This window comes from Bacteroides sp. UBA939, assembly GCF_002293435.1.
GTDB lineage: Bacteria > Bacteroidota > Bacteroidia > Bacteroidales > Bacteroidaceae > Bacteroides.
In genome coordinates this window covers 1-14265 of record NZ_DBDF01000201.1, presented here as the reverse complement: position 1 = coordinate 14265, position 14265 = coordinate 1, and the positions used below count along the sequence as shown (strand labels likewise).

The 14265-nt window shown below is 49.2% G+C and carries 8 protein-coding genes and 2 pseudogenes; all 10 read right to left on the bottom strand.

What is annotated here, in order from left to right:
* Window positions 1-128: 128 nt before the first annotated feature.
* Window positions 129-944, bottom strand: a complete 816-nt coding sequence (gene murQ, locus B2Z67_RS13065; protein ID WP_291530279.1) for an N-acetylmuramic acid 6-phosphate etherase — start codon at window positions 942-944, stop codon at window positions 129-131.
* 16 nt (window positions 945-960) lie between these two features.
* A complete protein-coding gene (locus tag B2Z67_RS13060; protein ID WP_291530278.1) occupies window positions 961-1836 on the bottom strand; it encodes a BadF/BadG/BcrA/BcrD ATPase family protein in 876 nt (291 codons plus the stop codon).
* An 88-nt stretch (window positions 1837-1924) separates the two neighbouring features.
* On the bottom strand, window positions 1925-3115 hold the full coding sequence (locus B2Z67_RS13055; protein ID WP_291530277.1) for an acyltransferase family protein: 1191 nt from the start codon (window positions 3113-3115) through the stop codon (window positions 1925-1927).
* Between the two features lie 90 nt (window positions 3116-3205).
* Window positions 3206-6283 (bottom strand): FAD-binding and (Fe-S)-binding domain-containing protein, encoded by a 3078-nt coding sequence (locus tag B2Z67_RS13050; protein WP_291530276.1) that lies wholly within the window; start codon window positions 6281-6283, stop codon window positions 3206-3208.
* Window positions 6284-6583: 300 nt separating this feature from the next.
* Entirely contained in the window at window positions 6584-7816 is a 1233-nt protein-coding gene (locus B2Z67_RS13045; protein ID WP_291530275.1) for an exo-beta-N-acetylmuramidase NamZ family protein, read from the bottom strand.
* A 97-nt stretch (window positions 7817-7913) separates the two neighbouring features.
* Window positions 7914-8696 (bottom strand): annotated as a pseudogene (locus tag B2Z67_RS15895) (MFS transporter); the annotation flags it as partial.
* Window positions 8697-9335: 639 nt separating this feature from the next.
* A pseudogene (locus B2Z67_RS13040) lies at window positions 9336-9842 on the bottom strand (MFS transporter); the annotation flags it as partial.
* A gap of 56 nt (window positions 9843-9898) precedes the next feature.
* Window positions 9899-11248: a SpoIID/LytB domain-containing protein gene (locus B2Z67_RS13035; RefSeq protein ID WP_291530274.1), complete on the bottom strand. Its 1350-nt coding sequence runs from the start codon at window positions 11246-11248 to the stop codon at window positions 9899-9901.
* A gap of 275 nt (window positions 11249-11523) precedes the next feature.
* The gene (locus B2Z67_RS13030; RefSeq protein WP_291530273.1) at window positions 11524-12492 is read right to left on the bottom strand and encodes a DUF4922 domain-containing protein; all 969 of its coding nucleotides are present in this window, start codon (window positions 12490-12492) and stop codon (window positions 11524-11526) included.
* Window positions 12493-12637: 145 nt separating this feature from the next.
* Window positions 12638-14101 carry a glycosyltransferase family 2 protein gene (locus tag B2Z67_RS13025; protein WP_291530272.1) on the bottom strand — a complete coding sequence of 488 codons (1464 nt, stop codon included), beginning with the start codon at window positions 14099-14101 and terminating at the stop codon, window positions 12638-12640.
* Between the last annotated feature and the right edge of the window lie 164 nt (window positions 14102-14265).

Here is a 14265-nt window from a genome sequence, read left to right as displayed (position 1 = left end):
AGGAGGAGAACGTACCTTAGTGAAAGAAATCAGAGAAGCTGTCAGCGAAGCTAATAGAGATATTCTTATTGGTTATCTGCATTGCTAAATATCATTCATAATAATATAAGGTAGCTGTGATGAAGTATTTATTTTCCTCTGTAAGCATCCACCGCCTTTTTAACCGAGCCGTGGAGCAGTAGCAGGGCTTTCGCTTTACCGTAATCCAGACCGAGTTCTTCCACAATCATGCGGGTTCCACGGTCTACCAGCTTTTGATTGCTCAATTGCATGTTCACCATTTTGTTTCCTTTGATGCGTCCCAATTGTATCATAACGGAAGTAGTGATCATGTTCAGTATCATCTTCTGCCCGGTACCCGATTTCATGCGCGAGCTTCCCGTCACATATTCCGGTCCTACAATCATCTCAATCGGGATATCCGCTTCGGCTGCCATCGGCGAGTCGGGATTACTGGTGATGCAGGCGGTGAGAATGCCGTGCTCGCGCGCTTTTTGCATTGCGCCGATCACATAAGGTGTTGTTCCGGAAGCGGCGATACCGATAACCGTATCTTTATCGGTGATGTTGCGTTCCGTTAGTTCTTCCCAGCCGCGACGCGTGTCATCCTCTGCATTCTCCACCGGGTTGCGCAGTGCAGTGTCACCGCCTGCTATCAGTCCGATGATGAGAGTGGGCGGCATACCGAATGTCGGAGGTATCTCCGATGCATCCAATACTCCCAGGCGTCCGCTGGTTCCGGCTCCCATGTAGAATATGCGTCCGCCCTGTTTCATGCGCGGAACAATTTGCGTTACTAACTTTTCAATCTGTGGTATGGCTTGCCGAACAGCCAACGCCACTTTTTGGTCTTCGGTGTTAATGTCCTCCAATATCTCCCGGATAGATTTCTTTTCCAAGTCGTTGTAGAGTGAAGGCTGCTCTGATATCTTTATGAATGCCATGATGTATAATTGTTAATTAGCTGATACTTACGGAACTAAGACTTACGGATTGATGTTTATTATGATATTTAATCAGTCCTTCCATCGGGCTTTTAATGATAGCTCCCAGTTGGATACCCATTTCTTGTGTCGCTTCGGCAAGTATTTCCTTGTAATAGAAAGCAACGGAGCCGATGAAGTGTACCTTGTTGTGCTGGTAGTCGTACTGCATCACATTCCGTTTGAGGAATGCCTTGAAGCTGTTCAGTACCAGTGTGCGAACACAAGGTTCGTCCATGTTCTGCGCCAGGAACGGGGAGAGGCTTGCCAGGAAACGGTTCGGGAAGGGTTTGCGATATACGCGGTCGATGATATCTGCCGGTTGCAGGTCGAACTGCTTGAGGAACTTTTCTTTCAGCTCCGGAGTCATTTGGTTTTTAAGTATGTCGCCAACCAACAACTTGCCCAGATATGCACCGCTGCCCTCATCACCAAGAATAAAACCCAGGGGAGACACATTAGCTGAGATATGTTTGCCGTCGTAATAACATGAATTGGAGCCTGTGCCCATGATGCAGGCAATACCAGCCTTGTGTCCGCAGAGTCCGCGGGCGGCGGCAAGCATGTCCGTGCTTACTTCTACTTCGCCCAGGACATTGAGATGCCGGATGATGGCATTGTGCACCATCTCGATCTTGTCGGGGAAGCCACAACCGGCGCCATAGAAATATACGGCGTCGAACTCATTGGCTGTTAACTGGGGCAGCAGCGCCGTTGCAATTTCATTACTGATCTCTTCTTCCGATTGAAAGAAAGGGTTGGTGCCTTTCGTGAAAATCTGCTGAATGAGTTCACCTCTCTCCACAACACACCAATCGGTCTTCGTAGAGCCACTGTCTGCTATTAAAATCATATCGTTGAGTTTTTTAATTATTACTATGTTATGGGGGAGAACTTTAGTTTTACTTGAATGCTAAAGTCTCATTTACTCACTATGCTTTCTATATTTTAATATATATTTTCCGTTTATACAGTTGATATCCGATGCACCAGTTGATGATTACGAAAAGCAATGCGTAAGCCAGCGAACCACCAATCTCTCCGAATACAGGCATCAGGAGTATTCTGTACAGGAATCCGTGTATGCTGATGCTGCCGTCGGCCCAGGGGAAACTGATACAGCCGAACAGGATGCCGAGTACTCCGCCCAGCACGTACATGAACAGCGGGTTGATACCGAAAGCCTCGAAGAATTTACTCCATTTCTTATATCCTTTTACGTCGATAATCCAAATCAGCAAGGCGAGGAAGCTGGAAGCCAGCCCGCAGGTAGTCAATACAAAAGTAGGCGACCATATTTTCTTATTGATAGGGCAACCATAGCTCAGCAGCAGCCCTGCGAACGTGAGGATTGTTCCCACTAAGAATAATTTGGTGAGATGGGAGTTGAGCAGTGCTTCGCGGCTTTCATTGGCTTTGTTGCTATCCAGCATCATGCGTCCCACGCAGAAGCCGAGTAATACATGGGCAATGGAGGGAATGGTGCTTAGAATACCTTCGGGGTCGATACCGTTGTCCTTGTACATGTGTGCGGGAGTGAGGATGGCGCGGTCTACTATCGAAAGAATGTTGGTTTCATTGTATGCGAATCCGTTGCCGCACAGTAGCAGGATAGCATAGCCTGCCAGCAATGTGGCAATGAGGCAGGGGATATGCTTATGTTTCATGGTTAGCGCTACGATGGCGGTGACGCCGTAGCACAGGGCGAGACGCTGCATGACGCCCAATATGCGTATCCGGTCGAAAGTCCAGACCGATTCCCAAAGTTGAGCGCCGAAGCTGAGGCCTTCGTGAGAACCTGCCCAATAGTAACAGAACCTGGAGAACCAACCGAGAGCCATGCCGATAAGGAAAATAACGATTGTCCGTTTCAGTATCTTCATAATGGCGGAATAACTGGGTTCGAAGTTATACTTCTTTAGGGAGATGTAAGTGGAAATGCCCATAATGAACATGAAGAACGGAAACACAAGGTCGGTGGGGGTAAGGCCATTCCATTGGGCATGACGCAAAGGTGCGTAGATACTGCCCCATGTTCCGGGATTGTTTACCATAATCATACCGGCGATGGTGATACCACGAAGAATATCGAGGGCAAGAATACGTTTACTTGTTTTGGTTTGAGAGTTCATAGTAATATATATGTTAAGTTATTAATTAATTAGTTATCAGTTCCTTATTCTCTGTTTTCAGTTATTGTTGTTTTTTATAATTCCCGGTAATTAGCCGGGTGATTTGCTTTCAACATTCATCTCTCTGCTTTCTTCGCCTTTCTTATTCTCTCTGCTTTTCGTGCATTCATCTACAAGATAGGCGATAGATACGTAAGGGATACCGGAGTTTGTAGTAAGTCCGATTTCACAGGTGCGGCTGTTGGAGTAACCGATGGTTGCTCCTGATGCTTTAATCTGGGGACGCAGTTTACGCAAGGCGTATGCGTTCAGTTCGGGGTAGGTAAATCCCCGGTCGCCGGCGAAGCCGCAGCAACCCACTTCTTCGGGTATGATAACGTGGGTGGAGCAGAGCTTTGCCAATGAGAGGATGGTATTCGCCAACTCCATTTTGCGCATGGAGCAGGTGATGTGTAAGGCCACAGGCCGGTCGGTGGGCGCGAAAGTCAGTTTATCCCGTAGGAAAGTGTAGATGAATTCTGCGGGTTCGTAGAGCTTCATCTTCGTGATGGTTTCGCGCATGCGGTGCAGGCAGGGGCTTTGGTCGCAGAGCACAGGGTATTTGCCTTCTTCGCTTGCCTGCCAAAGGGCGGCTTCCAACTCGGCGGCTTTGCGGTCGGCGATGTCAGGCATACCTTTGCTTTCCCAGATTGTTCCGCAGCAGAGTTTATCCATGTCTTTGGGGAAGATGACTTCGTAGCCTGCCTTATGCAGGAGGGAAATCATCTTGTTGACTAACGGTTGTTCTGCGGGAGACTTCTTTGCCAGACCCATGGTTTGGTTGATGCAACTGGGGAAGTAGACTACTTTGGGGAGTTGAGAGTTGAAAGTTGAAAGTTGAAAATTGGCGGCGCTGTTGGGGGCAGGGGTGCTGTTGACGGCGTCCTGCTGTTCGTTAGCCGGAACTTGCAGTAAAGACGCAACCGGTATTCCGGATAAGGGTGTTGTAGCTTGCTGTTCGTTAGCCGGAACTTGCACTTTGTAACCTTTCGGCATGGCAGGTGTCCATTGCGGCATTCCCAATAGGTTGTGCATACCTTTGGCGACGCTATTCATGACTTTTGTTCCTAATACGGAATGTCCGAAGTCGGCTAATGACAGGACGGAACGCACGGTATTCTTGAGTCCGGCGAAATGATTGGCGGCAAAATCGCCTGCTTTATACCCAAAGCTTCCTTTCGGGAAGTCTCTCCGGCGGACAAGATGGGTAAGGTCGCCTGTATTGATACCCATAGGACATGACATGGAACAGAGTCCGTCGCCCGCACAGGTTTGATTGCCCGGATACCGGTATTGCTTTTCCAGCATTGACAGGCGTGCGTTGTCTTCCCCACTTTGTTTCAGGCGTGATATTTCCCGTTGCAACACAATGCGTTGACGGGAGGAAAGTGTAAACCCGCAAGACAGGCAGTTCATTTCGCAGAACCCGCACTCTATACATTTGTTTATCAACTGATAATCGTCCGTACTGTCACTGTGTCTGGAACCGTTCACCTTCGTATTTCCATTATCAGCAATCAGAGGCAGCGGCTTGAAATGTTTGAGATGACATTGCGGGTCGTCGTTGAAAATAACGCCGGGGTTGAGCAATCCTTTAGGGTCAAACAGTTGTTTGACGGCTTTCATTGCTTCGAAAGCGGCTTCTCCCCATTCATACTTTACGAATGGAGCCATGTTTCGCCCTGTGCCGTGCTCGGCTTTCAGCGAACCGTCGTACTTGTCGACTACTAATGCTTTTACGTCATTCATCAAGTCCTCGTAACGCCGTACTTCGGCATCGTTGTTGAACGACTGGTTGAGGATGAAATGGTAGTTCCCTTCAAGGGCGTGGCCATAGATGCAGGCATCGGCATATCCGTGGCGGGCAATGAGTTGTTGCAAGTCGGCTGTGGCTTCGGGCAGGTCTTCAATGTGGAAGGCTACGTCCTCGATGAGGCAGGTACTACCCGGTTGGCGTGTGCCGCCTACAGACGGGAAGATGCCCGAACGGATGGCCCAGTACTTGGAGTATTCTTCGGGCTTATCGGTGAAGTACACGGGAATGTATGTATCGAAAGCCTTCAGGCATTGTTCAATGACGACGATGTTCTGTTCCAGTTCTTCGCGGGTACGGGCCATGGTTTCAGTGAGCACGGCGGTGAGGCCGGAGGGGTCGGCGACTTCTTGACTATACCTTATATATATAGGGTCTTCTACGGAAGAGAGGCTCTTGTAGTCCAACAGTTCTGCACCTTTCACTGAATCATCCAATCCTTTCATTGCCACCACTGCCCGGCAGGCATCTTTGATACTCTTGAAGTAGAGCATTGCGCTTGCTTTGTACGGATAGTCGTATTCCGTACGCATGGTTACTTCGGAAAGGAATGCGAGCGTTCCTTCGGAACCCACCATCAGATGGGTGATAATGTCGAACGGGTTGTCGAAACGGACGAACGGTAACAGGTTCAGTCCGGTTACGTTCTTGATGGAGTACTTGTAGCGAATACGTTTGGCCAGTTCTTCGTTGATGCGTATCAGGTCGCGCAGTTCGCAGATACGGTTCAGGAAGTCGGAGTGCGTGGCTTCAAAAGAGGCGCGGGATATCTGGTTGCCTGTATCCAGCACCGTTCCGTCAGTCAGTACGATGCGTGCGGAAAGAAGTTCCCTGTCGCTATTGGCATGTGTACCGCAGTTCATGCCTGAGGCGTTGTTCATAACGATACCGCCTACCATTGCTGATTTTACCGATGCCGGGTCGGGTGCAAACTTACGTCCGTAGGGCGCAAGGATTTCATTGACCCGCTGACCGATGATGCCCGGTTGCAGCGTAATCTGTTTGTAATCGGGTGAGATGGTGTATTTCTCCCAGTTCTTTCCGGCTATTATCAGGATGGAATCGCTAATGGCTTGTCCCGACAGGCTGGTTCCTGCTGCCCGGAAAGTGACGGGCAAACTGTAGCGGTTTGCCAGCTTTAACAGGCCGGAGATTTCCTCTTCGTTGCCTGATTGAATGACGATGCGGGGGATTAGGCGGTAGAAACCTGCATCTGTTCCCCATGCCAACCGGCGCAGTTCGTCAGTGTAGATTCTTTCTTGCGGGATGAACTCCCTTGCGTCCTGCAAGAATGAAATATAGTCACTTTTTACCATATAGTTTTCGCTCTTCTTTAAAGGCCTTACCCGTCTTCGTTAATTGGTTCACTGTTTTGCTGCCGGCTTTGCTGTTTTTCTTTAATAGTAATATCACCTGCAATCGCCTGATACTTAGCTGGTTATACCGCATATATCCCGTGTTTGCACCGCATATATATGGTCCTTGGACGGGATATATGCGGTCCGCGGACGGGATATATGCGGTCCGAGCACCATATATATGCGGTGTAAACACGGGATATATGCGGTATAATATACTGAAACACAGCCCATTTGCTAAACGATTTAATTCACATTCTATTTGTATAAGTAATACTTCTTAGACAACTGCCGGAAACTGTCGGCGTCTTTGTACCAATAGTCGCGTACATCTTCCCAACGGTTACGCAGGGAAAAGCGCTTGCGTATTTCTTTCGAGCCGCTTACCAAATCAAACATCTGGAAGCGACCTTTATCGGCATGGTCGAATACGGCGCGGTCGGGATACAGAACAGCCACTTCTTGCATCACCAGGAATTGGATATCGCTTAACGGCGCTTTCTGTACGTCCATGATGTGTACTTGCACGCCTTGCAATAACTCTCCCTTACCAACCGAGTAGAATGGTTTCAGATACATCGGCCTGAAGACGACACCCGGCACGTTCAGCGCATTCAGGTTTCTTGCCAGCTTTGCGGCTTCCACCCACTGCGCGGCAAACATCTGGAACGGTATCGTGTAGCCTACGCCGATGGACATGTATCCCAGTTCGCCCAGAATGCCGCTTACCGGATAGAATATTGCCGAATGCGGATGCGGAACATGTGGCGACGAGGGTATCCATTGCAACCCGGTCTCTATATAGTCCATTTTTCTTTTCCAGCCTTTCATTTTCACTACATGCAGGTTGCATTGCGCTTTCAGCATCTTCTCGCCGTTCAGCATTAATGCCAGTTCTCCGCAAGTAAGGGCGTAAAGGTAGGGAATTTTGAATTGGCTTACAAACGAAACGCAATCATCTTCCGTGAGATTACCTTCTATCTTGAGTCCACCTACGGGGTTGGGACGGTCCAGTACGATGAATTCTTTGTTGTTTTCGGCGGCAGCTTCCATAGCAAGTCCCATTGTACTGATGTATGTGAACGAGCGGCAACCGATATCCTGGATATCGTACACCAGCACATCAATGTCTTTCAGCATCTCGGGGGTTGCTTTCCGGGTGCTGCCGTAGAGGGAATATACAGGGAGTCCGGTAGTGGTGTCTGTGATGTTTGTCACGTGGTCGCCTGCGTGGGCGTCACCGCGTACGCCGTGTTCCGGGCCGAAGAGGGCAACCAGGTTGACGTTCGGCGCTTCGTGCAGGATGTCGATTACGGACTTCATGTTGTTGTCCACTCCTGTGGGGTTGGTAATCAATCCTACGCGCTTGCCTTCCAGGCATTTGAAGTTTTGTTCTTTGAGTACTTCGATGCCGGTTTTAATCTTAATCTTTTGTGCCTTCATCGGAACACAGAGTGCACAGAGAAGCCAGAGGAGAATGTATCGTTTCATAATCATTCGGGTTATTGTTATTTAATACTCCTGTTTATCACTTACTATTAACTACTTACTACTAACTACTAACTACTAACTACTAACTACTTATTCACTACCCCTCCTTCTTCCTCCCGAAATTCGGATCAATCTTAATGAACGCACATACAGCAATGGTTGCGATGCAGCAAATGATTGTCCACACAAAGAAGTGCCGGTAACCGATAGTGTCCTGCAACCAACCTGCTGCCATACCCGGCAACATCATGCCCAGCGCCATGAAGCCTGTACAAATGGCATAATGGGCGGTCTTATGCTTACCTTCCGAGAAGTATATCAGGTACAGCATATAAGCCGTGAAGCCAAAGCCGTAACCGAACTGTTCAATGAATATACAGATGTTGACCGTCAGTAGTGAGTGGTCTTGTACATAACTCAGGTAGACGAACGTCAAGCAAGTGAGCGACATGCTCCATGCCATAGGCCAAAGCCACTTCTTCAATCCTCCTTTAGCTGCTACAATACCGCCGATGATGCCGCCAAGCGTCAGTCCGATGATGCCGACTGTGCCGTACACGAACCCCACTTGTCCCGTTGTCAGTCCCAGCCCGCCTTTGTCTATCGGGTCGAGGAGGAACGGATTGATAAGTTTCACGAGTTGCGCCTCCGGCAAGCGGTAAAGCAACATAAACAGAATGGCAATGCCCGCCTGCGGCTTGGTGAAGAAACTTTTGAAAGTCCCGAAGAATTCCTTTGTCAGGTTCTTTGCGGTTATGTCTTTTGACGGGCGGTCTGACTCCGGCTTGGGCAGTACCCAGTTGTGGTAAAGGCTCACAGCGAAGAAGAAGACGGAGAGTACGACGAATACCATCAGCCATGCAAACGGGATATTGCCGGACGCGCCTTCAAAAGTAGCGGAAGTTTCACCTTTTATTTTATGGTCTATCCTGAACAGCAGATAAGCCGGCTTATCCCAGTTGTCGGCTGTGAATTCAAAGCGGGTGGAGAGGGTGTTCTGTTCCAACCGGATACTCTGGTCGCCATCCTTGAAGGTAACGTTCAATACTTTGGTTTCGTCGGCAGCCGGCGGGGCGGACAGACGTACGCCTACCACCGCTACATTATCAACGGTGTTCCCGGCTGTTTCACGCTTTTCTCCGAAAGTGTTGCGTACCCAGGTCGTGAAAGTGCTTTCTTTCTTTTCGACTTTGGCGTTCCCTGCGTTTGCCGTAGCGTTCCCTGTTTCAGTCTTAGCTTCTGCACCTTCTTTAACTTCTTCGGCAGGAACAAACTTATTAGCCATGTTAGATGCTTTCACCGCCTTTTCCAGTTCGGCAATCTGCGTCTTGAGGTCTGTGGAATCGTTGGCGGCGGCGGTAACTCCTGCCTTCATCACAGAAGAGGTATAGATAAAACAGGTCTCTTGCTGTGCTCCGGCATTTGTCTGTGCTCCGGCGTTTCTTTCTTCAAAAGTGGGCAAAGTAAGCGTGTTGCTATATGCGGGCGACGCCTGGACTTCCAGTATAGCCGGTTCCAGCCCTGTTCCGGTTTCTATCAGCCCTGCGATGATAACCAGCAAACCTTGTCCGGCAACAGTAGCAATGCGATAGAATGTACTGCGGATACCTACATAGAGCGATTGTTCATGTTCCGTAAGAGCGTGCATGTAGAAACCGTCGGCGGCAATGTCATGGGTAGCGGAAGTAAAGCCGACTATCCAGAATACTGCGAGCGTAAGCTGGAAGAAGAACGGTGTAGGAATGGTAAACGCAATACCTGCCAGCGCAAAGGCGAGAATGTACTGCATGATAACAGTCCACCACCGTTTGGTTTTAATCAGGTCGATAAACGGGCTCCAGATTGGCTTGATTACCCAAGGAAGGTAAAGCCAACCGGTATATAGCGCAATGTCGGTATTCGAGATACCCAAACGCTTGTACATGATGACTGAGATAGTCATTACGGCTACATACGGCAAACCTTGCGCGAAGTATAGAGTCGGTATCCATGCCCACGGACTGGTTTTCTTTCCTTGCTGTTTCATAATATCTTGTTTCATGGTATGTTATTTCTTGTTATTCATTCTTTGGTATGCGTGTTTTATTCATATAGCTTGTCGATAGTGGCTCCGATGTAGTAGTGCAACAGGATGGCGTTGTAGGCGTAACCTTTCTCGCCCATTACGGCGGCTCCAATCTGGCATAATCCCACACCGTGTCCCCAGCCGGCTCCGGTGAGGATGAAGCGTTCGGGAATGCCTTCGGGAGAAACCTCTTCCTTATCTACTACGAAAGCGGAACTGTACAGGTGCGAAGTAGAGAGCGTGCGGCGTATTTCCAATTCCTTGCCGATGGTGAGCGTCTTCTTTGTTCCTACGATTTTCAGTTTCCAGAGGCGTCCCGATGTGCCGCGGGCTATAGGGATGAGGTCTACTATCTGACCGTAGTCGATGCCTGAACGTTGCAGTACGAGGGCGGAAATCTCTTCTTGCGTATACGATACTTTCCAGCGGTAGAAGTCTGTTGTCTCCTGGTCGTAGTTGTTCAGCACCTGTGAAAGGATTTTCTTGTCATTCGTATTGCAGAAAGCATCGGGGGAGGTGCGAATCCAACGCTCGGCTTCGGCCTCCTGAGTCAGGTCGGGGAGAAGCTGTGGCTTATCATTTGCGGCAATCCAATCTTGTTGCTTGGACAGATAGGGATACTTCACGCCTTTCCAGCAATACTGGAACTCTTCGAATGCGCCGCCGCAGCACTTGGAGAATCGGGCGTCGCATATCTTGCCGTCGAACATCAGAATCTGACCGCGCGTGGCGGCAATGGCTTGCTTCACGGCTTCGGTTGAGGCGCGTGTAATGCCTTGGTAACGTTGGCAGTGGTCGTCGGCGCAAACGTCGAAGCGGGTGTGAGCGTCGCGTTCGTACCATTTGATTAGTTCGGAGTTGGCTTCGCTGTGTCCGCTATCCACTAAAGATCTATCAACCGTTGAAAGGTTTGCGAGCAGCCAGCTACGGGAGATTACGGCATGTGCTTTCAGCAGTTCGGGTGAAGCTGTGGCGCTCATTTCACTGGAGATTACGCTGGTCAGGTAGTCTTCTATATGGATGCTGTTGATGCCTGTCAGTTTACCGTCTTCTACGATAATCTTCAGGGCGCCCAGGAAGCGCTGGTTTTCTCTGCGTTCCCAATGAAAGTTGATGCCGATGGTGACATCCAGCAGCTCGAAGGCGTATTCTGCTTCGTTGGTGGGTTCGAACAGAAGTTCGGTGTAAAGGCATCCGTTCCATAGTATCTTACCGTCTTGATGGGTCACTACCTGCTTTCCGTAAACTTCCGTGCCGTGCACCGGTATTCCGCTACAGTCTGTCCCCGACATGCGGTAGGGGTTCAACAGGATAAACTCGATTTGCGGCTCAAACAATATGCCTACGTGTACTTTGGGCTCTTTCATTTTATTTCCTATTTAAGTTGTTTGCTTAAGTTTCAGCAAGTTATTTATATTGTTGATTATCAGAAGTATCTTAATTCTCCTCCCAGGAGGAGGAGTACCCGTAGGGGGAGGTGGTAGGTGAAATAATACCTATTAATCATAACTCTAAAGAATTCTCTTTTCACCTACCACCCCGCCCTACGGGCACCCCTCCTCCCAGGAGGAGGGGAATAGAGATAGTTCAGTATCATACAAGCAACTTGTAAAACTTAAGTTATTTATCATTCTCTATATCTTTAATTACTCTTTAAATCTAAATCATTCTCTGAATCCTTTCTCCCTCCCCGGATGCGTTCCCGTACCTTCCGGAACTCTTCGGCGGACAGGCATACTTCACTCAAAATCCGGGCTACGTCCGTGGCGGTAATCTTGAGGAAGTCCTTTTCAACCGGAGTAATGAATACCCCGCCAAGGTCTACCGATGCCGGACTGCTCAACAGGTTGGCATCCCCTTCGGCCGTGTAGCAAGCCGGCCGATGCTTATCACGTGGAAATACGCATACTATCCATTTACCGTCTTCGTACCAGGCCAGCACGTTCATCATCGGCTCGTCGTCCCCCGGTTTGATTTCCAAAGAATGATAAATGGCATCGAACAACGCTGTGGCATCCTTCATCCTTGGAGATTCAATGACAAGCGTTGTGCGCGGAGCATCGTTCAACCACCGGAGGGTTGCTTCGCCGTAATCAATTACTTTCCCCGCCACTTGTGCGCGCCAGTCTTTCTCAATGGGCATGAACCCTTTGTTGCCTGCCTGGAAGTGAGCATGGTCGGGGGCTGATGCGCCGCACTTGGGGCCGTTATAGAATATGGTGTAATCCTTCAGTGTATGAGCCAACGCCAGCATATCCTTGAAGCGGCAGGCTATGCGCTGGTCTACATGCGCCACTTCCGGTATTGTGAGGTGGCGGGGGAAGATTGGGAATGGATTCACCAGAATATTGTAGTGTCCTTCGAACGGGATGCCTTTCTGGATAGGCGGTAGATTTGCCGGGCAGAGGAAACATTTGCGCCTCTTGATGGATTGTGTGTCGACTTTAGCTCCTGAAGAAACGATACGTGCGGGGTTGAACTGCACCTTGTACGGGATGCCGTTTACGTCCAGTTCCTTGATTTGTACCTGGGAAAGGGCAGCATAATTGTCATGCGCCATTTCCCAGGTATCAAGCTGGCTGGTCAGGAGGTTGTTTATCGTCTGGTTCATATTTGTCCTTGTAACTGATTGATTCTTAGTGGGTTGTTTATTGCTTGCATTCCATTTATGTATCGCTTGCATTTCATTTATGTAACACAAGCGATTCATAAATGAAACACAAGTGTTACATAAATACGGAATATATACCCTGTTTTTACTCTTTTTTGTTCATCGCTACACGTGCCTGGAGTTCCCATGTACGGATGCGGTCTTTGTACAGATTGTGTCCGTTCATTTTCACGATATCCAGCGAAGCGTCCGAGTTATCGTCCCAGCGGCGGCACAGGTAGACTACGTCGTACACACGGCCAATCTGATAGTGACGGGAGAAGTTCAATCCCAGTGCGTAATCTTCACCGTAACTGGTATTCGGAACTTTTACTTCGCGCAGCACCGGAGTGTAGAAAGCGCGCGGAGCGCCCAGCCCATTGATGCGGAGCGCATTGTTACGTCCGTTCTCCGGCGTCCATTCTTTATGGTCGATGATGCCCGGAGCAATCATATTCATGTTGAAGTCCGTCATCATATACGTACCTACTACCATGGCGCAGTTCTGTTCGTAGAAAGCGCGTACCATCGTGGACAGTGTATTCTCGTCTTTATACACGTCGTCACTGTCCAGTTGCACGGCGAACTTACCGCACTCCGGATGGTGAACGCCCATATTCCAGCATCCGCCGATACCCAAGTCGTTGCGCCGGGGGATGATGTGGATGAGGCGTTCATCGCTTTTGAATTCGTTGATGGCTTCCGTGGTGCCGTCGGTAGAATGATTGTCAATGATAATGAGGTTGAATTTGAAGTCCGTCTTTTGTTTCAGTACCGAGTGGATAGCGTCACGGATGGTACGGATGCGGTTGCGGACAGGGATGATAACCGAGGCTTCGTACCGGAAGTTGCCTGCGGAGAACTCAATTTGCTTGAACTCCGGGGCGAGGTATCCTCCGATTTCTTTCAGATGTTCGGTGCATGCCTTTTCCATTTCAATCTGGCGGTCACGGTTCTTCGGGTCTACGTAATCGAAAATCTTCTCGCCGCTCTTGCGGGTGTCGTCTTCAATTTCGCTGTACAGGTATTCGTTGATGTGCACAAGGGTTTCTTTCTGGCTTAACTTGAGGCGCAGGTCGTATAGCCCGGCAAACTGGTACCGGTCTTCCTTGATGTGGGAAGCGGCTTCGAGGAACGCGTCCGTGCGGAACAGGAGGACAGAGCCGAAATCGAAATCATCGCGCAGTGAACCGAACTGGTAGTCAATGACCGGGGCGTTGGTCTGTCGGCCTTCCTTCACCTGGTAACGGTCGGCGTACACCATGCCTGCGTCGCTGTCCTGGGCAATGTGTATCATTCGTTCCAGAGAAAACATGCCCGGTTCGAGGGTTGTATATTTCGTATAAAGCAATGTGTACTCTGCTTGTGTATGTCCGGCAATGGCTTTTATGGCGGCGGCGGACTGGATGGGCGGTACGTGCAATGTCTCGCATCCGGGCAATGTTTCCGTTACGTCGGGTGCGGCGAGCAGGTAAATGGAACTTACCGAGCCGGTTTCTTGCAGGTTCTTTACTGTCTTTTCAACTTGGGCTATTCCTGCGAAGGGAATGAAGCAATCAATCTTTCTCATAATTATATTATAGTTTATTTCTTCTAAGTAATCTTTTTATAATTGGTTTGTATTATGAAGATAAATTAAGTAAGTAAGGTGTATGATAAACAGTAGTAAGGTGTATGATAAACAGTAGTAATGTATATGATAAACAGTAGTATCTCTATTCTCCTCCTCCTGGG